Origin of the sequence: Brevundimonas sp. (assembly GCF_018608325.1) — a bacterium.
Taxonomy (GTDB): Bacteria; Pseudomonadota; Alphaproteobacteria; order Caulobacterales; family Caulobacteraceae; genus Brevundimonas.
The window spans coordinates 74,520-94,394 of record NZ_JABAZW010000052.1; the positions used below are offsets into that span (position 1 = coordinate 74,520).

General features: G+C 65.4%; 23 protein-coding genes. 8 read left to right on the top strand and 15 right to left on the bottom strand.

Features of this window, described 5'->3' with window-relative positions; translation table 11 throughout:
* Positions 1–788 (bottom strand): NAD(P)H-quinone oxidoreductase (locus QZ281_RS05610; RefSeq protein WP_292225702.1); only part of this gene is annotated, 788 nt, incomplete at its 3' end.
* A 94-nt stretch (positions 789–882) separates the two neighbouring features.
* On the opposite strand from QZ281_RS05610, the gene QZ281_RS05615 reads away from it, so the two are divergent.
* Positions 883–1,086 carry a DUF1192 domain-containing protein gene (locus QZ281_RS05615; protein WP_109348180.1) on the top strand — a complete coding sequence of 68 codons (204 nt, stop codon included), beginning with the start codon at positions 883–885 and terminating at the stop codon, positions 1,084–1,086.
* Positions 1,087–1,184: 98 nt separating this feature from the next.
* On the top strand, positions 1,185–1,709 hold the full coding sequence (locus tag QZ281_RS05620; RefSeq protein ID WP_292225706.1) for a DUF1465 family protein: 525 nt from the start codon (positions 1,185–1,187) through the stop codon (positions 1,707–1,709).
* A 166-nt stretch (positions 1,710–1,875) separates the two neighbouring features.
* On the opposite strand, the gene QZ281_RS05625 is transcribed toward QZ281_RS05620, so the two are convergent.
* Both QZ281_RS05625 and rpmE read right to left on the bottom strand, forming a co-directional pair.
* On the bottom strand, positions 1,876–3,441 hold the full coding sequence (locus tag QZ281_RS05625; protein ID WP_292225710.1) for a L,D-transpeptidase family protein: 1,566 nt from the start codon (positions 3,439–3,441) through the stop codon (positions 1,876–1,878).
* Between the two features lie 166 nt (positions 3,442–3,607).
* Positions 3,608–3,832, bottom strand: coding sequence for a 50S ribosomal protein L31 (gene rpmE / locus QZ281_RS05630; RefSeq protein WP_292225715.1), 225 nt, complete (start codon positions 3,830–3,832; stop codon positions 3,608–3,610).
* 131 nt (positions 3,833–3,963) lie between these two features.
* On the opposite strand from rpmE, the gene QZ281_RS05635 reads away from it, so the two are divergent.
* Positions 3,964–5,823, top strand: coding sequence for an ABC transporter transmembrane domain-containing protein (locus QZ281_RS05635; protein ID WP_292225717.1), 1,860 nt, complete (start codon positions 3,964–3,966; stop codon positions 5,821–5,823).
* Between the two features lie 185 nt (positions 5,824–6,008).
* On the opposite strand, the gene QZ281_RS05640 is transcribed toward QZ281_RS05635, so the two are convergent.
* The 6 genes from QZ281_RS05640 to QZ281_RS05665 all read right to left on the bottom strand — a co-directional run bounded on the left by QZ281_RS05640 (position 6,009) and on the right by QZ281_RS05665 (position 10,175).
* Positions 6,009–7,040 carry a glycerophosphodiester phosphodiesterase gene (locus QZ281_RS05640; protein ID WP_292225719.1) on the bottom strand — a complete coding sequence of 344 codons (1,032 nt, stop codon included), beginning with the start codon at positions 7,038–7,040 and terminating at the stop codon, positions 6,009–6,011.
* An 85-nt stretch (positions 7,041–7,125) separates the two neighbouring features.
* Positions 7,126–7,932, bottom strand: a complete 807-nt coding sequence (locus QZ281_RS05645; protein WP_292225722.1) for an inositol monophosphatase family protein — start codon at positions 7,930–7,932, stop codon at positions 7,126–7,128.
* Between the two features lie 116 nt (positions 7,933–8,048).
* Positions 8,049–8,615, bottom strand: a complete 567-nt coding sequence (gene efp / locus QZ281_RS05650; protein WP_292225724.1) for an elongation factor P — start codon at positions 8,613–8,615, stop codon at positions 8,049–8,051.
* 101 nt (positions 8,616–8,716) lie between these two features.
* Positions 8,717–9,277 carry a TspO protein gene (locus tag QZ281_RS05655; protein WP_292225727.1) on the bottom strand — a complete coding sequence of 187 codons (561 nt, stop codon included), beginning with the start codon at positions 9,275–9,277 and terminating at the stop codon, positions 8,717–8,719.
* Between the two features lie 67 nt (positions 9,278–9,344).
* The gene (bfr, locus tag QZ281_RS05660) at positions 9,345–9,845 is read right to left on the bottom strand and encodes a bacterioferritin (RefSeq protein ID WP_292225729.1); all 501 of its coding nucleotides are present in this window, start codon (positions 9,843–9,845) and stop codon (positions 9,345–9,347) included.
* Between the two features lie 144 nt (positions 9,846–9,989).
* Positions 9,990–10,175, bottom strand: coding sequence for a (2Fe-2S)-binding protein (locus tag QZ281_RS05665; protein ID WP_244999607.1), 186 nt, complete (start codon positions 10,173–10,175; stop codon positions 9,990–9,992).
* Positions 10,176–10,293: 118 nt separating this feature from the next.
* Between QZ281_RS05665 and thiE the strand changes: the two genes are divergently transcribed.
* Positions 10,294–10,947, top strand: a complete 654-nt coding sequence (gene thiE / locus QZ281_RS05670) for a thiamine phosphate synthase (RefSeq protein WP_292225734.1) — start codon at positions 10,294–10,296, stop codon at positions 10,945–10,947.
* Positions 10,948–11,012: 65 nt separating this feature from the next.
* Positions 11,013–12,701, top strand: coding sequence for a sensor histidine kinase (locus QZ281_RS05675; protein ID WP_292225736.1), 1,689 nt, complete (start codon positions 11,013–11,015; stop codon positions 12,699–12,701).
* A 35-nt stretch (positions 12,702–12,736) separates the two neighbouring features.
* Here the strand turns inward: QZ281_RS05675 and QZ281_RS05680 are convergent, their stop codons facing one another.
* On the bottom strand, positions 12,737–13,315 hold the full coding sequence (locus QZ281_RS05680; protein WP_292225738.1) for a hypothetical protein: 579 nt from the start codon (positions 13,313–13,315) through the stop codon (positions 12,737–12,739).
* A gap of 22 nt (positions 13,316–13,337) precedes the next feature.
* Between QZ281_RS05680 and QZ281_RS05685 the strand changes: the two genes are divergently transcribed.
* The gene (locus tag QZ281_RS05685) at positions 13,338–13,694 is read left to right on the top strand and encodes a hypothetical protein (protein WP_292225740.1); all 357 of its coding nucleotides are present in this window, start codon (positions 13,338–13,340) and stop codon (positions 13,692–13,694) included.
* Between the two features lie 3 nt (positions 13,695–13,697).
* On the opposite strand, the gene QZ281_RS05690 is transcribed toward QZ281_RS05685, so the two are convergent.
* The 4 genes from QZ281_RS05690 to QZ281_RS05705 all read right to left on the bottom strand — a co-directional run bounded on the left by QZ281_RS05690 (position 13,698) and on the right by QZ281_RS05705 (position 16,541).
* Positions 13,698–14,036, bottom strand: coding sequence for a VOC family protein (locus tag QZ281_RS05690; RefSeq protein ID WP_292225743.1), 339 nt, complete (start codon positions 14,034–14,036; stop codon positions 13,698–13,700).
* A gap of 188 nt (positions 14,037–14,224) precedes the next feature.
* Positions 14,225–14,644, bottom strand: coding sequence for a GNAT family acetyltransferase (locus QZ281_RS05695; protein ID WP_292225745.1), 420 nt, complete (start codon positions 14,642–14,644; stop codon positions 14,225–14,227).
* Positions 14,641–15,726, bottom strand: coding sequence for a chorismate synthase (gene aroC / locus QZ281_RS05700; RefSeq protein ID WP_292225747.1), 1,086 nt, complete (start codon positions 15,724–15,726; stop codon positions 14,641–14,643). Before aroC ends, QZ281_RS05695 begins: the two co-directional genes overlap by 4 nt.
* A gap of 80 nt (positions 15,727–15,806) precedes the next feature.
* The gene (locus tag QZ281_RS05705) at positions 15,807–16,541 is read right to left on the bottom strand and encodes a DnaJ C-terminal domain-containing protein (RefSeq protein WP_292225750.1); all 735 of its coding nucleotides are present in this window, start codon (positions 16,539–16,541) and stop codon (positions 15,807–15,809) included.
* Positions 16,542–16,656: 115 nt separating this feature from the next.
* Between QZ281_RS05705 and pdxH the strand changes: the two genes are divergently transcribed.
* Entirely contained in the window at positions 16,657–17,331 is a 675-nt protein-coding gene (gene pdxH, locus QZ281_RS05710) for a pyridoxamine 5'-phosphate oxidase (RefSeq protein ID WP_292225753.1), read from the top strand.
* A gap of 98 nt (positions 17,332–17,429) precedes the next feature.
* On the opposite strand, the gene udk is transcribed toward pdxH, so the two are convergent.
* Complete coding sequence (udk, locus tag QZ281_RS05715; RefSeq protein WP_292225755.1) at positions 17,430–18,077, bottom strand: uridine kinase; 648 nt, start codon at positions 18,075–18,077, stop codon at positions 17,430–17,432.
* Between the two features lie 158 nt (positions 18,078–18,235).
* Here udk and QZ281_RS05720 point away from each other — a divergent pair, with 158 nt between their 5' ends.
* Positions 18,236–19,873, top strand: coding sequence for a long-chain-fatty-acid--CoA ligase (locus tag QZ281_RS05720; RefSeq protein ID WP_292225756.1), 1,638 nt, complete (start codon positions 18,236–18,238; stop codon positions 19,871–19,873).
* Positions 19,874–19,875 lie beyond the last annotated feature (2 nt).

The following is a 19,875-nucleotide window of genomic DNA, read 5'->3' on the forward strand; positions in this document are numbered from 1 at the left end:
CGCAGGGTCGACCCCGTCAGGGTCAGGCGTTTGACCATGATCCGCATCAGGTCCACCTCGGCCAGCGACCCCGTCAGGGTGGCGATCACTACCCAGCGTCCGCCCGGCTTCAGCGCCCGCAGGTTCAGTTCGGCGTAATCACGTCCCACCATGTCGAGAACCACATCGGCGCCGCCAGCCTCGGCGATGGCGGCGGCCAGGTCATCGGTCTTGGCGTCCAGGCTGATGTCGGCGCCCAGCGCCTTGGCGGCAGCGGTCTTTTCGGCTCCGCGAGAGGTGGCGATGACCTTGGCGCCTGCCGCCTTGGCCATCTGGATGGCGGTGACGCCGATGCCGCTGGTCGCGCCGTGGATCAGCAGGGTCTCGCCCGCCTTCAGGCCGCCCGCCTCGAACACATTGGTGAAGACGGTGAAGACTGTCTCGGGCAGGGCCGCCGCCTGAATGAAATCCAGCCCTTCGGGGATCGGCAGGACGTGGCGGGCGTCGACCGCCGCCTTGTCCGCATAGCCGCCGCCGCCCAGCAGGGCGAAGACCCGGTCGCCTGTCCGCCAGCGGCTGACGTCGTCGCCGACAGCTTCGATCTCGCCTGCCACTTCCAGCCCCAGAACCTCTGATGCGCCGGGGGGCGGGGGATAGGCGCCGATGCGTTGCAGCAGATCGGGACGGTTCACCCCCGCAGCGTGGACGCGGATCAGAACCTGGCCCGGTCCCGGCGTGGGATCAGGGCGTTCGGCCAAGGTCAAGGCTTCCGCCGAGCCTGAGCCGCCGTCGATGGTGATGATGCGCATGAAGGGGCTCCGCTTGCATTCGTCCGTGTCCGGGCGCTCTCATATGGGTTTGAGGCCGTGTCAGGCCAGTGCAACAGAGGCAGAAAGGGACGCCATGTTTGAGGATCTCGAACCCCGCCCCCAGCGCGGCGAGGCGCTGACCGCATTGTCGCGGGAAGATCTGGATCTGGTTTCTGTAGGTGACCTGCAGGAGCGGATTGAGGCGCTGGAGCGTGAAATCGCGCGCAGTCGGGCGGCCATAGAGGCCAAACAATCCAAGAAGAATGCCGCAGACGCCTTGTTCAACTTCGGATCGTGAATCGTCCGTTAAGGGAAATCATGGCATGATGGTTGCAGGTTTGACGCAACAGGCGCCGTCATGGGCCCATTTCAGGACCAACCCTAGATCCGATGATGATGTCTGATACGACCCCGCATTCGGCACAGACCTCGGCGGCCGCGCTGGAACGTGGACGCACGGTGCGTGACTTCGCCCGTTCCGAGCTGTTTGACCGCACCTTCCGCGAAGGCATGGAACTAGTCGAGGAGACCGCCGCCTATCTGGACGGCGAGGGGCGCCGCGATTCCAAGATTCTGTCGCGGGCTGCGGCCCTGGCCTATGCCGCCGAGAGCATGAAGCTGACGACGCGCCTGATGCAGATTGCATCCTGGCTGTTGGTGCAGCGGGCCGTGCGCGAAGACGACATGACCGCCGAGGCCGCCTGCGCGCCGCGCTATCGTCTCAACGCCCGCAAGGTCGAGACCGAGCCCAGCCACGCCGAACTGCCCATCGCCCTGATCGAATATGTGGTGCGTTCCGAGAAACTGTTCGACCGCGCCCTGTATCTGGACCGGCGCATGTATCTGGATGGTCAGGACGAAACGCCTGAGAACCCGGTGCTGAGCCAACTGGGCATGCTGGAAGCAGCGTTCAGGGAGTAGGGTCGCTTATTCTCCCTCCCCGGGACGGGGAGGGAGGCCCGTAGGGCCGGATGAGGGGCTGTTCGCCGAGTTGGCTACGTCGCCGTGACCCTCACCCTTTCACATAAGAACGATCGCTGGCGCTCTCGTGCGTTCAAGCCCTCTCCCAACGGGAGAGGGTTGTTTTTTACGGCCCGACGTCGCTGGCGTCGCGGCGGCCGCCGTCGTCGATGGGCTTGGGCAGGTTGACGGCGATGCCGAGCGCCTGGGCCAGTTTGTCGTCGCGGCCATAGCCGTCTTCACGGAAGGCCACGCGGCCCTGACCGTCCACGAAGGCGGTCCAGTACAGCAGGCGCACCGAGATTTCGCGGCCGGTGGTGACGCGGGTCGTTTCGCGGCTGTCCTGGGCGGCGTCGAACTGGTTCAGTTTGGTCGGGTCGGGCGACAGCAGAAGGCGGGCGAACTCGACCGCATCCTGCACCCGGACGCAGCCGTGGCTGCGCTGGCGCATGGACAGGTTGAAGGCGCCCTTGGACGGGGTGTCGTGCAGGAAGATGGCGTAGCTGTCGCGCAGCTCGAACTTCACATAGCCCAGGGCCGAGCGCGGACCGGCGCGCTGAATGACCGTGCCGTTCTGGACGTACATGTCGTTGGCGGCCAGATAGCCGGGACCCTTGGGCAGGATTTCGCGACGGGCGATGCCGGCGGGCACATACCAGGGCGGATTGGCCACGACCGAGGCGAACGGCTTTTCAAGGCTGGGCGTCTGGTTGTCGGCGGAGCCCACGACCACGCGGTTGGAGTGGACCGGCTTGCCGTCCTTCCAATAGACCATGATGGCGGCGGCGGTGTTGACCTCGATCCGTTCGGGCGCGACGTCGCGCTTCAGCCAGCGGCGGCGTTCCAGGTTCAGGGCGATCTGGCGGGCGCGGTTCTCGGCGGTGGCCGACAGCGAGCGCTGGGTGCCTGCGCCAACGCGACCATCGGCGCCCAGGCCGTGACGGACCTGGAAGCCCTCGACCGCCTTTTGCAGTTCCGAACTATAGGTCAGACCCTGGGCCTTGAGGCGGGCGCCGTCCGCAGATGTCAGATCACCTTCTGCGACCAGACGGTCGATCAGCGCAGGAATGCGGCGGTCGCTGGCGTTGGGCTCGATGGTCGGACCGGCGGGGAAGGCAGGCCAGCCGCCTTGCGCCGCGATCCTGCGATAACGGACATAACCGGCGGACAGATTCTGATAGCCGATGTCGGTCGGGGCCAGACCTTCGAACCAGTCCAGCAGAATGTTGCGGTTCAAAGCGTCCGACAGGCCGCGCGGCAGGTCGACGCGATTCTTCTGCATCTCCCACAGGTCCTCGACCGTTTCGGGGCGCACCTTGCCAATCGCCAGGGCGCGGCCATAGCCGAGGGCCGCCGCTGTGGTGCGCAGGTCGGACGATGCGGGGTCCGCCGCCAAGCCGACGAAATCGAAGAAGTCGCCGGATGCCAGTCCATGACGCTCGGAGCGTTGGGCCACGGCGTTCAGGGCGCGGATGCGCTCGGCGTTCCAGACTGGACGCCAGCCGTTCATTTCATAGAAGGCGCGGACGTCGGGCTGCTGGGCCTGGGGCAGGCGGCTGATCTGGTCGTTGAAGCTGTTGTAGAAGGCGGTCGCCTCCGGGGTCCGCTGCACATAGACCTGTTGTGCGCGCGCCGTAGAGCCGAGGGCCATGGTCGCGGTCGCGACGCCCAGACCCAGTTCCCGTCTATTCATAGCCAGTCTGCTTCTCGATCAGTTCGACTCCCGTGGATCGACGCCCTTGTTTTGCCTTACCCCGAACGCCCGTATGTTATCGGCGTTCCAGACAAACAAAAAGCGCCGGTCCTGCGACCGACGCTCTTCGTGACCATAATGCTGCAGTATGCCGCAGCGTCGGGTCTTACTTCTTGATGAAGCCGCCGAACTTGTTGTTGAAGCGCGAAACGCGACCGGCGCGGTCCAGCATCTGGGCGTTGCCGCCGGTCCAGGCCGGGTGCGTCGACGGGTCGATGTCGAGCGCCAGCTTGTCGCCTTCCTTACCGTAGGTCGAACGGGTCTGGTAGGTGCTGCCATCGGTCATCACGACGGTGATGAAGTGGTAGTCGGGGTGCGTATCGGGCTTCATGGTGGTCGTCCGGTCTCGCGCGGTGACGATGCCGACCGTCCGTGCGCATGAAATGAGAAACCCGCCGATTAGGGCGGGAATGAGCGGCGGCGTTTACACCGGGGGGCGTTCCGGGGCAAGAGGCGGACGCAATGACTGATCTTCCTCCTGCCGCATCCCATCATTCCGCCCGGGCCGAGCTGGAGGGCCGCCCCAGCGCGGGCGCCCTGCTGGCCGAGCAAATGTCAGAGGCGGGCGAGAAACGCGCCAAGCGCCGCGACGTGCGCCCGCTGGCGCGACTGATTCCCTATGCCATGCGCCACAAGGGCCATGCCCTGATGGCGGTGTTCTGGCTGCTGCTGTCGACCTCGGCGTCGCTGGGGCTGACGGCGCTGGCGCGTGGAGCCATCGACCATGGGTTTGAGGCGGGTGGCGCGAACCTGAATATCTGGTTCCTGCTGCTGGGAGCCAACGCCCTGTTCCTGGGGCTGGCCACCGCCGCCCGCTATTATTACGTCACCCGCACGGGCGAGCGCGTGATCGCGGATCTGCGTAAGGGTTTGTTCGGGCGCATCCTGACGCTGGACCCGTCCTTCTACGCCCACATGCGTACGGGCGAGGTGCTGTCGCGCCTGACCACGGACATTGCTCTGGTCGAGACGCTGATGACCACGTCGGTGTCCTATGCGCTGCGCAACTTCCTGACCCTGATCGGGGGCGTGGCTCTGTTGTTCTTCGTCAGTCCCAAGCTGACCGGTCTGGTGCTGCTGATCGTACCGTTCCTGTTGGGGCCGATCTTCATTTTCGGTCGTCGAGTGCGCAAGCTGACGGTCAAGTCGCAGGATCGCTTCGCTAACGCCGTTGGTTTCGCCGGTGAAAGCGTCGACGCCATCGAGACGGTGCAGGCGTTCGGCCGTGAGCGCAGCGCCATCAACCGTTTTGGCGCAGCGGTGGAGGATGCGTTTGCGGCATCCTTGACCCGTATGGCGGCGCGGGCCTGGATGACGGCCCTGATTATCGTCGTCATGTTTGGCGGCGTGACCCTGGTGCTGTGGCTGGGCGCGCAGGATGTGGTCGCAGGCACGATGTCGCCGGGCGCCTTGCTGCAGTTCGTGCTGCTGTCGGTGTTCGCTGCGGGCGCCGTGGGCGCGCTGGGCGAAAGCTGGGGCGACGTACAAAAGGCGGCGGGCGCCATGGAGCGGATCGAAGAACTGATGCGCGCCGTGCCGGGCATCGCGCCACCCGCCCACGCCACCGCCCTGCCTCAGCCGCCGCGCGGCGAGGTGTCGATGTCGGCGGTCGGCTTCTCCTATCCGGGGCGTCCTGATCTGCCTGCGCTGAAGGGCTTCAGCCTGACCGTGCGGCCGGGTGAGACGGTGGCTCTGGTCGGGCCGTCGGGGGCTGGCAAGTCGACGGTCTTCCGCCTGCTGCTGCGTTTTTATGATCCGCAGACGGGTCTGGTGTCGGTGGACGGCGTGGACGTGCGAGAGGCTGATCCGGTCGCCGTGCGCAATCGTTTCGCCTGGGTGTCGCAGGAAACGCCGCTGTTCTCGGGCTCAGCGCTCGAGAATATCCAGTTCGGTCGCGAAGAGACGACGCTGGACGAGGCCCGGATCGTCGCCGAGAAGGCCCAGGCGCTGGGCTTCATCGAGGCCCTGCCGGAAGGTTTCGACACGCCTCTGGGCGAACGCGGCAAGAGTCTGTCTGGCGGTCAGCGCCAGCGTTTGGCCATCGCCCGCGCTCTGGTCCGCGATGCGCCGATCCTGCTGCTGGACGAAGCCACCAGCGCGCTGGACGCCGAGAGCGAACGTCTGGTGCAGGTCGCGCTGGATCAGGCGATGGAGGAGCGCACCACCCTGGTCATCGCCCACCGTCTGGCCACCGTTCTGCGCGCCGACCGCATCGTGGTGATGGATGATGGCCGCGTGGTCGAGGAGGGCACGCACGAGCAACTGGTGGCGCAGGGCGGCCTCTACGCCCGTCTGGCTGAGTTGCAGTTTCGGGCGACGTAAGGGGCTAGGACCAATCGACATTCAGTCGGTAGAAATCCTAGATCGTCATTCCGGGGCTGAGCGAAGCGATGAACCCGGAACCCAGGACTACAGCCACATCGCTGGATGCATTCGACGTCGGATGCGAGCCTCCTGGGTTCCGGGTTCGTCCTGCGGACGCCCCGGAATGACGGTGTCGATTAAACCTAGCGCAGCCCCTCGCGCGCCAGTGCAGGAAAGTCGCTGAAGATGGCGTCCACGCCCGTCTCTGACAGGGCGTGGACATAGCCCGCCATGTCGCCGTGGGCGCCGGGCAGGGCGCCCGAGCGGTATTCCAGCGGAAGGAAGAAGTTTTCCGCCCTCAGGGTCCAGACCACGACCTTCAGGCCTTCGGCATGGGCGTCGGTGACCAAGGGTGAGGGCGCGATCGAACGGCCCTGTGTATCGCGTGGGATCACCAGCGTCACGTCCGGCGCGACCCAGGCGGCATAGGCGGCGACGGCCTTCAGGCCTTCAGGCGTGATCATCTGGGCATAGGTCAGGTCAGGGCGATCCTCGGGCGCGCCGCCTGCGCCGATCAGTTGCGCCAGCGGGGCCTTGATGCGGCGGGACAGCCGCTCCAGCGGTCCGACCTCGAAACACTGGATGATGATCGGAGCATCTGCGCCCGTCAGGTTCAGCCGCTCCAGTTCGGCGACGAAGGCGTCCTCCATCGGCAGGCCGATTCCGGCGAAATAGGTCGGGTGTTTCAGCTCAGGCGCGACGGCGATGGTGCGGCCTGTGCGAGCGGACGCGGCGCGCGCGATTTCGACCACCTCGTCGAAGGTCAGGATCGGGTCGCGCCCGTCATAAGCGACATTGCCGGTGCGGACCTGCGGCAGACGTTCGCGGGCGCGCAGGGTCTTCAACTCGGCCAGGGTGAAGTCTTCGGTGAACCAACCGGTGGTCACAACGCCGTCGATGGTTTTGGTTGTCTTGCGGTCGGCGTATTCGGGACGGCTGGCGATATCGGTGGTGCCGCCGATCTCGTTTTCATGCCGGTCGATGAAGACGCCGTCCTTGGACATGACCAGATCGGGCTCGATCACGTCCGCGCCCTGTTCGATGGCCAGCTCATAGGCGGAACGGGTGTGTTCGGGCCGTTCGCCCGATGCGCCGCGGTGGGCGATGATCAGGGGCTGGGCCACGGCAGGGGCTCCTGTGTACAGGATCAGGGCGGTCAGGATGGCGCGGATCATGGCCTTTGGATAGGGCCGGGACGCGACGCAGGCATGACAGCGCCGGATGCTCTCCCTCCCCGTCGGGGAGGGAGAGGCTTTGAGCTTACGCGCCCTGCAGAACCTTGCGCAGTTGCGGGTGCAGTTCGGGGTTGGACGCCAGGATGGTCGAGCCAGTCTTGGGATCGCCGTCGTTGTCGATGGTGGTCACGCGGCCGCCAGCCTCGGTGACGAACAGGATGCCTGCCGCCACGTCCCAAGGCTTCAGGTTGCGCTCATAATAGGCGTCATAGCGGCCTGCGGCGACCCAGGCGAAGTCCAGGGCGGCGGAGCCAAGGCGACGGATGCCGGCAACGCGCTGACCCACGGCGTGAATGTCCTTGATGGCCTGGGCGTGTCCCGACTTGCCGATGAAGGGCAGGCCGGTGGCGATCAGGCTTTCGGACAGGTCGCGACGACCGGCGACACGAATGCGCTGGTCATTCAGATAGCAGCCCTTGCCTTTTTCGGCCCAGAACAGTTCGTTCATGACGGGGTTGTAGGTGACGCCCGCGACGATCTCGCTGGAGCCGTCAGGCGCACGGCGCTCCAGGCCCACCGTGATGGCGAAATGGGGCATGGCGTGCATGAAGTTGGTGGTGCCGTCGATCGGATCGACGATCCAGGTGTGCGATTTGTCGGTGCCTTCGACCATGCCGCGTTCCTCGCCCAGGAAGCCATAGCCGGGGCGGGCCTTCATCAGCAGTTCGAACAGGGTGTCTTCGGCGCGCAGGTCGGCAGCGGTGACGAAATCACCGGGGCCCTTGCGGGAAACCTGAAGCTGGGAGACTTCGCCGAAGTCGCGCATCATCGGACGGGCGGTCTTGCGGACCGCATCGGTCATGACTTGAAGAAGGGCGGAGGCGAGAGCCATGGGGGGAATCTCCTGGTCCGCATGTCCTGACAAGGCCCATTCTTATTGAGATGGGGGCCCGGGCATGCGGAGAAGTTCAAGAAAGGAAACGGCCCCCGAAGGGGCCGTCGGTACGCTTAGTCTGCGCGGCGGACGTATTCGCCGGTCGCCGTGTCGACGACGATCTTTTCGCCCGCTGACATATAGGGCGGGATCATGATGCGCACGCCGTTGGAGGCGGTTGCAGGCTTGTAGGAAGAAGAAGCGGTCTGGCCCTTAACGGTCGGCTCAGTTTCGGCGACTTCCAGAACCACGTGGTCGGGCAGCTCCAGGCCGATCGGACGCTCTTCGTGCGACTCGATGATGACCTTCATGCCTTCCTGCAGGTAGGGGATGCGGTCTTCGCCGACCCAGCCCTTTTGCAGTTCGATCTGTTCGTAGGTGGCGTCGTCCATGAAGACCAGGCTGTCGCCGTTGTCGAACAGGTAGGAGTAGTCGCGCTGCTCGAGCGTGACACGCTCGACCTTGTCTTCCGAACGGAAGCGTTCGTTCAGCTTGTTGCCGGTTTCGAGGTTCTTGGCCTCGACGTTGGCGAAGGCGCCGCCCTTGCCGGGCTTGACGTGGCTGGCCTTGGTGACGACCCACAGGCCGCCATTGTGCTGCAGGACCATGCCGGGCTTGATGGTGTTACCGTTGATCTTCATGGGGTCACATCGGAATTGGGGTTGCGCTCACGCAGCCGATCCGGAGCGTGGCGAAGGGCGCGACCCGTAAAGGAAGCCCCGCAAAAGCACAATACAGGCGCTTAATGCAGTGTGCGGAACCGGTCGCCGACCTGATCGGCCTTGCGGTGCAGATAGCGGCGGACATTGCGAGCCGCGCGCCTGGGCGAGGGCAGGGGGACGGGGGCGTCGTTCAGCTTGCGCGCCTCATAGGCGAAGGCGGCGGCCAGACCCGCCGAGGACATGGCCGCCAGCACCTGTTTCCACATGGAGGCGGGACGCAGGCCCAGCCAGACGGCGTTGACGGTCTGGGCGGCGGCCCACAGACCCAAGGCGGCGGTGCGTTCGCGCGCAGGCGGGGCGTTCCAGACGCGGACCGCCGAAAGCGTTGTTGCGGAAAACACGGCAGGCAGGATCAGGCTGAAAGCCCCCTGCGGCTGTTCGGCGATGGCTTGGGCGCCGCCGCGACGGCGTTTGGCGGTTCTGGACTTCAGCGCGCTGGAGGCGATGCCGCTGGCCAGAAGGGCGAAGCCCGCCGTGATGATGACGCCCGCGACGACGTGGCTGGCGCTGCGGCCTTCGCTGTTCAGAAAGTCCGTCGCCGCATCGCGCACGTCGTCGATGGCTTCGTCAATGTCGGTCATGGTCCGCTCCAGCTTGGCCCCAGGAATGTCCTGTAAAAGCAAATGGCCGGAGCGGATCAGGGTTCCCTCAGTTGCCGGTTGCGGCGCCGTCGGTGACGATTTCCTTCATGGCGGACTGCAGATAGTTCTGCGCGCCCATCAGTTCGATCAGCTTGTGCTGGTTTTCGAGGAAGTCGATGTGCTCCTCGGTGTCGGACAGGATCTTCATCAGCAGATCACGGCTGACATAGTCGCGGGTTTCTTCGCACTGGGTCACGGCGGCGGCGGTCGTGGCGCGGCTGTCGATTTCCAGCTGCAGGTCGGCGCCCAGGCATTCGATGGGGTCTTCACCGACCTTCAGCTTGTGCAGGTCCTGCAGGTTGGGCAGGCCGTCCAGGAAGAGGATGCGTTTGATCAGCATGTCGGCGTGCTTCATCTCGCCGATCGATTCTTCGTAGATCACGTTGCCAAGGTGCGACAGGCCCCAGCTTTCGAACATGCGTGCATGCAGGAAGTACTGGTTCACAGCCGTCAGTTCATTGGTCAGCACTGCGTTCAGCGTGCGGATGATTGCGGGGTCGCCCTTCATGGCCATGGTCCTTGGTCTCGCCACGGCGCGTTCGCCGTTTGTTGAGCGACGCAATACCACAGTAAAACCCGCATTGTTTATTTGCGAGTTTTTATCAGTACATTGATAGTGCGAGTGATTTTCGCCCGCGATACGCGGCGGCGACTACTCGGCTGCGAGTGCGAATGCTTCGCGGCTGTCCTGGATCATCTGGCGCATTTCACAGACGCACTTGGCGCACTGGGCCTGGCATTGGTGACTGGCGAAAATATCGCGCGGACGGCAGGCGCCAGCCTCGATCGACTGGGCGACATCACGCTTGCGAAGGCCATTGCAGTTGCAGACGTACACGAAGTTCTACGCGATCCACTGACTGAGAATGGTTCGCTATAGCATCCCTTAAGGCGATTGCAAGTCGTTCTCAGGCCTGGGCCGTTGACGGATCGTCGCGGGAGAGGGAAGGACGGGCATGGCCAGAACTCCAACCGCCCCCGAACGTCCGCCCTGCCGACTGTATCTGATCACGCCGCCGTCCATTCCCGATCTGGACGCCTTCGCTGCGACGCTGGACGAGGCCTTGGCCGCGGGTGACGTGGCGGCGCTGCAGATCAGGTTGAAACCTGCCGATGATGCGACGATCCGGGGGGCGGTCGAGGTGCTGGCCCCCATCGCGCGTCGTCATGAGGTGGCGGTCCTGCTGAATGACCGGCCAGATCTGGCCAAGGCGACGGGCTGTGACGGGGTTCACATCGGGCAGGAAGACGGATCGCTGGCCGAGGCGCGGCGCATTATGGGGCCGGACGCCATGATCGGCGTCACCTGCCATGACGACCGCGACCTGGCTTGGGACGCGGCGGAAGGTGGCGCGGACTATGTGGCCTTCGGCGCCTTTTACCCGACCGACACCAAGGAGACGGTGCACCGTCCGCCGCTGGAGCTTCTGACCGTGTGGCAGGAGACGGTCGAGGTGCCTTGCGTCGCCATTGGCGGCATCACCATCGACAATGCGGCCGAGGTCGCCAGGGCCGGAGCGGACTTCATCGCCGTCAGTGCGGGCGTCTGGAAGCATCCCAAGGGCGCAGCCTTTGCGGTTGCAGGTTTCAACCTAATGGTGAATTCTTAGTTTCAGGGGATATTAGGAACCTCTCGTATAGTCTCGGTCGTCAGTTCCAGTCCGAGATTATCGCCATGAGCCGTGCGCTCGACATCGAAACGCGGGCCGTGCGCAAGGCTGATGCGCAGGCACAGGCGCGTCGGGCCGTCAGGGACGATGGCCGCGAAGCCGTTCGCACCTTCGAACATCCGCTGACACTGATCGCGACAGGCCTGATTGTGGCCGCCCTGATCGTCGTCTCGATCATGTTCACGCGTTCGTCCGGTCTTGTCGCAGGCCTGTGGGGCGGAGGCGGCGTCGCCATCGCCATCTGGCTGAGAAACAGCAGCAGCCGCAAGGAAGACGCCGCCTTCATCGCTGTGCTGACGATCAGCATGTTGATCGGCGAGATCCTGGCCGGAAACGCGCCTGGCTACGCCCTGCTGTTCGCCTTCGCCAACATTCTGGAAATCACTGTCGCCGTCATGCTGGCGCGCCGTATCGCGCCGGGCCAGAACATGTCGAGCGCCACCATGTCCGGGCGCTTCGTGTTTGCCGCGGCCCTGATTGCGCCGATTCCTGCAGGCGTTCTGATATCCTGCGTCCTGAGCCTGAGCGGGCAGGGTGGTTTTCTGGCCAACTTCCAGACCTGGTGGTTCGGTCATGCGATGGGGATCGCCATTCTGGGCTGTCTGGGTCTGGCGGTGACGCACGCCAGCCTGAAGCGGCTGATGCGGCCTGTGCGCCTGATCGAGTTCTGCGCGCTGATGATGGCCATCGGCGTGGTTTACACCGCCATCTATGATGGACGCCTGACGTTCGGCTTCGTCCTGCTGCCGCTGTTGATGCTGGCTTCGGCGCGTCTGGGCGTGATCGGCGCGGCGACGAGCCTGTTGATCGTCGCTGTCCTGGCGGTTGGTTCGGCGATGAACGGCATGGGCCCCTATCTGCGCGATGAGTCGGTCGCGGAGCAGGTCATGGCGGCGCAGTTGCTGGTGCTGATCGGCTATGTGCCCATGATCCTGCTGGCGTCCCTGCTTGAAGACCGTAATCGGCTGGCGGCGCGCGCAAAGGCCGGGCAGGTGCGAGCCGAGCGGGCATCCGAAGCCAAATCGCGCCTGCTGGCCAATGTCGCCCATGAGATCAAGAGCCCCGTCGCCGGCATCATCGGCATAGGCGATCTGTGGAAGAACGGCCAACTCGGCGCGGTCACGCCGCAACAGGCCGAGATGGCGGACATGCTGGTGCGCACGGCCCGCGAGGTCGAGGCCCTGGCCCATGACCTGCTTGACGTGGCCCGCGCCGAGGCCGGGGCGATCAAGGTGGATGTGCGGCCTACGGATGTGGCGGGCCTGCTGGAGGACACGCGCCGCGCCGCCCTGCTGCGACCCGAGGCGCAGGACCTGACCATCGATGTCGAGGCTGATGCAGAGGGGCTGACAGTTCTGGCGGATTCCCAGCGCCTGGCTCAGGTGATCGGCAATCTGACCTCCAATGCCCTGAAATACGGCGCATCCGGCGGACGGGTCATTCTGCGGGCCGCCCGTTCCGGGGACTGTGTGCGGATTGAGGTCGTCGACTTCGGACCGGGTCTGAGCGCCGAGAAGCAGGCCCAGCTGTTCGAGCCGTTCAACCGTCTGGGGCTGGAACGCTCCAGCATCGAGGGGCATGGTGTGGGATTGGCCCTGGCCAAGCGTCTGGTCGAGTTGCAGCAGGGCACAATCGGCGTCGTGTCCGAACCGGGCAAGGGCGCCGCCTTCTGGGTGCAGATGCCCAAGGCCTGATCCGGTCTTGCCGTCCGCGCGAGTGCGCGTAATGGTCAGCACATGTCGATGATCGCACTCGCCGCCGCCGTCCTGTTGTCCGGGCAGACGACCCCGCCCGCCCAGCGCCCGGGATCGGACCTGACGCGCGATCTGAACAGTTTGCCGCCTTCCGCTGCGGCTGCGCCTGTACCGGTCGTGACGCCTGCGGCGGTTCCTCCCGCAACGCCCGCGCCCGCAAGGGCCACCCCGTCTGCGTCCACGCCAGCGCCTGCGCCTCGCCCCGCAGCGCCCGCTGCCCAGGCTGCGCCGCGACCGGCTGTTTCGGCGCCTGCTTCAGCGCCGACGTCTTCGCTGACCCATGATCTGAACAGCATGCCGCCGTCCGCCGCCGCGCGTCCTGCTGCGCCAACACCTGCTCCGGCGCAGACGCCATCATCACCTTCAACGCCTGCCGCGGCGCCCGCCGCAACACCGCGTCCTGCGGCGCCACGTCCCGCAACGCCAGCACCTGTCGCAACTCCAACGCCTGCGCCGGTTCGCCCGGCCGCAGCGCCGTCAGTCCCCGCTGTGGCGCCCGCACGGCCCGTAACGCCCGCGGCTGTCGCCGTTCCTGCGCCGACGCCAGCACCCACGCCCGCTCCTGCAACCCGCACTTTGACGTCGGCGGAAATCGCGGCCCTGCCGTTCGCGGTTGATCTGCCCAGCGGTCTGGGAATCGTACGTGCGCCTGCCGGAACGGACGGCGCCGTCTATTCCGTGCGTCGCGGGGCAGAGACGCTGTTGATGATCTATGCTGGACCGTCGTCCCAGTTCCCGATCTATGACGGTGAACAGGTCAACGCCTCGGGCCGAGCTTCGATCGTGGTGACAGAGGGCGGCCGTCGTCTGGCGCTGGAGCATCTGTTCCAGCGTGCGACCGCCCCGCGTGAAATCCACATCTGGGTCGCCAGCGTCGAAGGCGCGGACCGGGTGCTGGCCGAACGGATCGGCCAGTCGGTGGACCCCCGCTAAGGTTTAGTTCTCGGACCAGACGGCCAGTTCGGTGCCTGTCGGATCGGCGAAGTGGAAGCGGCGGCCGCCTGGGAAGCTGTAGATCGGCTTCAGCACCTTTCCGCCCGCCGCCTCGACCTTGGCCTGCATGGCCTCAAGATCGTGGGCGTAGAGGACGGGCAGGGGTGTTCTGGTGCGTTCGGCGTCAGCGTCGAAACCACCGTCCAGCCCCTGTTCAAAGGCCGCATAGGTCGGGCCGTAGTCGACGAAGGTCCAGCCGAACGTCTTGGCGTAGAATTCCTTGGTCTGGCCCACGTCGGTCGCGGGCAGTTCGAGATAGTCCAGTTTGCCGTCTTCACGCACGGTTGATCTCCTGAGTTTACGCCACCGACCATCCCCCTCTTGCACGCAGCCGAAACATGCGCAAACCTGCAAACGGTTCGCAGTTGCAGGAGTCGATCCATGATCGTGATGACGACAGGACTGACGGGCCTGATGGCCCTGATGCGGCAGGATGAACGTCCTGTGGAAAGTCGCGCGGCGCCGGAAGCCTATCGCCCGTCCAGCCTGCGGCCCAGCACGACGACGTCCTGTCGCTCCAGGCCCAGCCGCTCGTAAAAGCCCAGAGCCGCCTTATTGTCGGCGCGCACCATCAGCTGAAGTTTCGGCGCGCCCTGCGCCTTCAGCCAGTCTTCTGCCGCATCCATCAGCAGGCGACCCAGACCGGCGCCGCGATGCGCCGGATCGACCGCCAGATAATAGGCCCAACCCCGGTGGCCTTCGAACCCGGTCATGACTGAGCCGATGATCCGGCCATCTTGGGTCGCCACCAGAACCGTGGAGGTCGCTGTATGGCGCGCCAGCTTCAGGTCCTGCGCCGGATCGTTCCATGGGCGCGTCAGGCCGCAGGCGGACCACAGGGCGATGACGGCGGCTTCGTCGCCATCGGCGATGGGGCGGATCAGGCTCATCCGACTTGGGCGCGGTGCCTCAGGAAGGCGTCGGCCAGTACGCATGCAGCCATGGCCTCGACCACAGGAACGGCGCGCAGGGCGACGCAGGGGTCGTGACGGCCCTTGGTGCGCAGATCGGTTTCCTCGCCGTCGCGGGTGATGGTCTGGCGCGTGGTCAGGATGGAGGAGGTCGGCTTGAACGCCACCCGCGCCGCGACCGGCTGGCCCGTCGAAATGCCGCCCAGAACGCCGCCCGCCTTGTTGGACAGGAAGACCGGCTGTTTGTTCAGGTCCAGACGCATTTCGTCGGCGTTTGCTTCGCCCGACAGTTCGGCGGCGCCGAAGCCCGCGCCGATCTCGACGCCCTTGGCTGCGTTGATGGACATCAGGGCGGCGGCCAACTCCGAATCCAGCTTGCCGTACAGGGGCGCGCCCCAGCCTGCGGGAACGCCCGTGACCTCAAGCGCGACGACGGCGCCGATGGACGACCCGGCCTTGCGGATGCGGTCCAGATAATCCTCCCATGTCGGCACGACGTCGGCGGAAGCGGCGAACAGCGGATTATTATGAACGGCGTCGAAGTCGATCTGGTCGGCCTCGATACGATGCGGGCCGATCTGGACCACGCCTGCGCGAATCTTGATGCTGTCGCCCAGCAGCTTGCGCGCCACCGCACCGGCCGCCACGCGGCTGGCCGTCTCACGCGCAGAGGAACGCCCGCCGCCGCGATAGTCGCGCACGCCGTATTTGGTCTGATAGGCATAGTCGGCGTGACCGGGGCGATAGGCGCGGGCGATCTCGCCATAGTCCTTGGATCGCTGGTCCTCGTTCTGGATCATGATCGAGATGGGCGTGCCGGTGGTCACCGGGCCGTCGCCGTCGTCGAACACGCCGGACAGGATGCGGGCCGTGTCGCTTTCTTGACGCTGTGTCACGAAGCGCGAGCCGCCGGGCTTGCGCTGGTCCAGCCAGGGCTGAAGATCGGCTTCCGTCAGGGGGATCAGCGGCGGGCAGCCGTCAACGACGCAGCCGATGGCCGGGCCGTGGCTCTCGCCCCAGGTGGTCACGCGAAACAGATGGCCGAAGGTATTGTGCGACATGACGCCGACTTAGAGCATGATCGTTTCAGACGGAACCGCTGATGGCGCTTCGACAGGTGTGAAACGTGCTGAACTGCGCCTCAGGCGGCCAGTCTTTGCGGCGTCCAGACGCGGTTGAAGCGCTGCAGCAGGTCTTCCGCCGCCGAAGGTGCGTCTTCACATGGCGTCAGGGTGACGAACAGATGCCCCGCCGACCTGCCGCCGCGTGCGGGCAGGCCGAGGCCGCGCAGACGCAGGCGCACGGGTTCCGGCGCATCGGGCATGATCCAGGCGGACCGGACGCCCATATGGGTCTCGATCTCGACGCGCCCGCCTTCGCTCAAGGTGCGGGGGCTGGTGGATGCGGTCATGAACAGGTCGTCGCCCAGCACCGACAGGCCGCCTGCAGGCCGGATCAGCACGGGCAGATACAGGTCCGCCCCATCCTCACCGCCGCCGCGCAGACGCAGGTGTTCGCCGGTGCGCAATCCGGCCGGGGCCTTCACCCGCATGGTGCGCGCGCCCAGCCGCAGGTCGATCTGCGCGCCATTGACCGCCTGCATCGGCGTGATGACCAGAACAGGAGCGGGCGCAGGCTTTTCCTTTGGCGCTTCAAGAGCGGGCAGGGCGCCGCCGCTGGCCTGGATCAGGCGATAGGCGGCGATCACACGCCGGAAACGCTCATCGTCGCCGCCCGGTTGGTCCGGTCGAGCCGACTTCACGGCGGCGCGAAAAGCGGTGCTCAGGGAGGCGGCGTCCACGGCGCCGTGCAGGCCCAGGATCGACAGGGCCTCGCGGACGGAAACAGCATCGGAACGGGAACGGATGGCGCTCATGCCCCTACCGTTCGCTCTTCATGGTCAAGAGCGGGTTAACTGTGATTCGTTTTTTGCGGGATGTGACTTGATCTCGATCATTTGCAGCGGCGCTTGCGGGGCGTAATCAGGCGGCATGACTGCTCCTGTGATCCCGCCCAGCCCGTCGCGTGAGGAATATGCCCGCGACTATGCCGCAGCCCTGGCCGCCAATGGCGACGAGAGCATTTTCGCCCGATCCGAGCCGATCGGCCTGTTCATCGACTGGCTGGCCGACGCAGGCGCGCATGAGGTCAATGATTCCAACGCCATGACCCTGTCGACCGTGGATGCGGACGGATTGCCGGACGCGCGGATTGTACTGCTGAAGGACGTGGATCAGCGGGGCTTCACCTTCTATTCCAACCGCGAGAGCGCCAAGGGGCTGGAGCTTGCCGCCCGCCCGGTCGCGGCGCTGACCTTCCACTGGAAGTCGCTGCGCCGTCAGGTGCGGGTGCGGGGCGTGGTCGAGCCGGTGACGGTGGAAGAGGCGGACGCCTATTTCGCCAGCCGCGCCCGCGAAAGCCGCATCGGGGCCTGGGCCTCGGACCAGTCGCGGGTTCTGGATGCGCGCGAAACGCTGGAGTCCGCAGTGGCGCGTGAGACGGCGCGTTTCGACGGACTTGAGGTTGAGCGGCCTGAACGCTGGACCGGCTGGCGGGTCGTGCCGCAATCGGTCGAGTTCTGGCGCGATCGCCCGTTCCGCCTGCACGACCGGCTGCGGTTCGTGCGGACAGGGGATGGTTGGGCGTCGGAGCGCCTGTGGCCCTAGGCCAAATCGACAGTCAGCAAAAAGTCGTCATTCCGGGGCCAAGCGCAGCGAGGAACCCGGAATGACGACTTGAGGCATCTGTCTGATGAATGTCGCGTTCAGCGTCCCAAAAACGGCTGCAACAACGGATGCGCCAGCACCGGCGCGGCCAGACGCACCACGGCCTGCGGGTCTTCCAGACGCACAGCCGCCGTCGCATCGGCGACGATGAAGTCGGCATGGACGCGTGACGGCTCGGTCAGACGCTCATGGCCGGGGCGCACGGTCGCCAGATACTGCGACACGATGGAATCGGCGGAGCGTCCGCGCTCGGCCTGATCGCGCAGCAGACGGCGGATGAAGCGGATGTCGGCAGGGGTGTCGACAAAGACGCGGATGTCGAACAACTGGGTCAGTTCGGGCGTACACAGCAGGTGGATGCCCTCGACCACCACCACTTCTGCGGCAGGGATCAGTTCGCCTTCAGGTTCGCGCCCGTGGTGGATGAAGGAATAGACAGGGGCGGTGACCTCGTGGCCGTCCTTCAGCGTCTTCAGGTCTGCGATCATCAGTTCGTGGTCGCGGGCGGTCACGTCGTCGAAGTCGAAGGTGTCGGCGTCGAAATCCGGCACCGAGGCGGCGTCGCGGTAATAGGAGTCCTCGCGCACCAGAACCGCAGTCCCCTGCGGCAGGGCCGAGACCAGGGCCTCAGCCAGGGTGGACTTGCCGGAGCCGGAGCCCCCCGTAATCGCGATCAGTATAGCCATGCGCGGCTTCTAGAGCGCGTCGCCGTTTTGCGCCACTGGAGACGATCCGCCGCGCCGAAGCTTACCTTTGGTCACGTTGCTTAACATTGATAACGAATATAGCGTCTTGCCAAGCGCCGCATGTAGAGCAGGCGCATCCAAGGGACAGGAACGATACGATGCTGGGCTTGATGCAGGACTGGCCGCTGACGGTCGACAAGATCATTGACCACGCCAAGAATTGGCATGGCGACCGCGAGGTGGTGACCCGTTCGGTCGAAGGGCCGATCACCCGCACGACCTATGGCCAGATTCACGACCGCGCCAAGCGCGTCTCCAACGCCCTGAAGGACTGGGGCATCAAGCCGGGCGACCGCGTCGCCACCCTGGCCTGGAACAACGACCGTCATATCGAGACTTGGTACGGCGTTATGGGCATCGGTGCGGTGTGCCACACCCTGAACCCGCGCCTGTTCCCCGAGCAGTTGGTCTACATCATCAATCACGCCGAAGACCGCATCATCTTCGTCGACCTGACGTTCGTGCCGCTGCTGGAAGCCATCCTGCCGCATATTCCCAAGGTCGAGCGCATCATCGTCATGACCGACGACGATCATATGCCCCAGACCAAGCTGCCCAAGGCCGAGGCCTATGAGCGGGTGCTGGCGGGGCAGTCGGCGGATGTCGTCTGGGGTGATTTCGAGGAAAGCACAGCCTGCGGCCTCTGCTACACCTCGGGCACGACGGGTAATCCCAAGGGAGTGCTGTATTCGCACCGCTCCAACTTCCTGCACACCTTCATGGCCATGCAGTCGACGGTGGTCGGGGCCAAGACGACCGAGGTGATCCTGCCGGTCGTGCCGATGTTCCACGCCAACGCATGGGGCATCGCCTTTGTCGGCCCGGCGTCGGGCGCCAAACTGGTCATGCCGGGGCCGAAGATGGACGGCGCCTCCATCTACGAACTGCTTGAGACGGAAAAGGTCACCTTCTCCGCCGCCGTGCCGACTGTCTGGCAGGGGCTGCTGGCCCATATGCGCGAGCACAAGCTGAAACTCTCGACCGTTAACCGCGTGCTGATCGGCGGCGCCGCCGTGCCGGAAAGCCTGATCCGCGCCTTCAACGACGAGTTCGGCATCGAGGTTCTGCAGGGCTGGGGCATGACCGAGACCTCGCCTATCGGCACACTGTCCAACATGACGCCGGAGACGGCGAGCATGCCCTATGACGAGCAGATCAAGTACCGCGTCAAACAGGGTACGCCGCCGCTGGGTGTCGAACTGGAGCTGAAGAACGACGCCGGCCAGATCCTGCCGCATGACGGGCGCACCTATGGGCACCTGCTGGTCAAGGGGCCGACCGTGGCGCGCGCCTATTTCCGTCAGGACGATTCCATTCTGGACCATGACGGCTTCTTCGACACCGGCGATGTGGCTACGGTTGACGAACTGGGCTTCATGCAGATCACCGACCGGTCCAAGGACGTGATCAAGTCGGGCGGCGAATGGATCAGCTCCATCGAGATCGAGAACATCGCCGTCGGCCATCCCAAGGTCGAACTGGCCGCCGTCATCGGCGCCGCCCACAAGAAGTGGGACGAACGCCCGGTCCTGCTGCTCAAGCTGAAAGAGGGCGAGACGCTGGACAAGCAGGAGCATCTCGACTTCCTGCAGGGCAAGATCGCCAAATGGTGGATGCCTGACGACGTGGTGGCGGTGGATGAAATTCCGCTGGGCGCCACGGGCAAGATCGACAAGAAGCTTCTGCGCGAGCGGATGAAGGACTACCGTCTGCCGGAAACCGAGCCCTCCGCCTGACC

What these genes read in the sequence shown, in the direction of transcription:
- QZ281_RS05615 (WP_109348180.1), top strand. Translation starts at nt 883, where the DNA reads ATGTTTGAGGATCTCGAACCCCGCCCCCAGCGCGGCGAGGCGCTGACC.
- QZ281_RS05620 (WP_292225706.1), top strand. Translation starts at nt 1,185, where the DNA reads ATGTCTGATACGACCCCGCATTCGGCACAGACCTCGGCGGCCGCGCTG.
- QZ281_RS05625 (WP_292225710.1), bottom strand. Translation starts at nt 3,441, where the DNA reads ATGAATAGACGGGAACTGGGTCTGGGCGTCGCGACCGCGACCATGGCC.
- rpmE (WP_292225715.1), bottom strand. Translation starts at nt 3,832, where the DNA reads ATGAAGCCCGATACGCACCCCGACTACCACTTCATCACCGTCGTGATG.
- QZ281_RS05635 (WP_292225717.1), top strand. Translation starts at nt 3,964, where the DNA reads ATGACTGATCTTCCTCCTGCCGCATCCCATCATTCCGCCCGGGCCGAG.
- QZ281_RS05640 (WP_292225719.1), bottom strand. Translation starts at nt 7,040, where the DNA reads ATGATCCGCGCCATCCTGACCGCCCTGATCCTGTACACAGGAGCCCCT.
- QZ281_RS05645 (WP_292225722.1), bottom strand. Translation starts at nt 7,932, where the DNA reads ATGGCTCTCGCCTCCGCCCTTCTTCAAGTCATGACCGATGCGGTCCGC.
- efp (WP_292225724.1), bottom strand. Translation starts at nt 8,615, where the DNA reads ATGAAGATCAACGGTAACACCATCAAGCCCGGCATGGTCCTGCAGCAC.
- QZ281_RS05655 (WP_292225727.1), bottom strand. Translation starts at nt 9,277, where the DNA reads ATGACCGACATTGACGAAGCCATCGACGACGTGCGCGATGCGGCGACG.
- bfr (WP_292225729.1), bottom strand. Translation starts at nt 9,845, where the DNA reads ATGAAGGGCGACCCCGCAATCATCCGCACGCTGAACGCAGTGCTGACC.
- thiE (WP_292225734.1), top strand. Translation starts at nt 10,294, where the DNA reads ATGGCCAGAACTCCAACCGCCCCCGAACGTCCGCCCTGCCGACTGTAT.
- QZ281_RS05675 (WP_292225736.1), top strand. Translation starts at nt 11,013, where the DNA reads ATGAGCCGTGCGCTCGACATCGAAACGCGGGCCGTGCGCAAGGCTGAT.
- QZ281_RS05695 (WP_292225745.1), bottom strand. Translation starts at nt 14,644, where the DNA reads ATGAGCCTGATCCGCCCCATCGCCGATGGCGACGAAGCCGCCGTCATC.
- aroC (WP_292225747.1), bottom strand. Translation starts at nt 15,726, where the DNA reads ATGTCGCACAATACCTTCGGCCATCTGTTTCGCGTGACCACCTGGGGC.
- QZ281_RS05705 (WP_292225750.1), bottom strand. Translation starts at nt 16,541, where the DNA reads ATGAGCGCCATCCGTTCCCGTTCCGATGCTGTTTCCGTCCGCGAGGCC.
- pdxH (WP_292225753.1), top strand. Translation starts at nt 16,657, where the DNA reads ATGACTGCTCCTGTGATCCCGCCCAGCCCGTCGCGTGAGGAATATGCC.
- udk (WP_292225755.1), bottom strand. Translation starts at nt 18,077, where the DNA reads ATGGCTATACTGATCGCGATTACGGGGGGCTCCGGCTCCGGCAAGTCC.
- QZ281_RS05720 (WP_292225756.1), top strand. Translation starts at nt 18,236, where the DNA reads ATGCTGGGCTTGATGCAGGACTGGCCGCTGACGGTCGACAAGATCATT.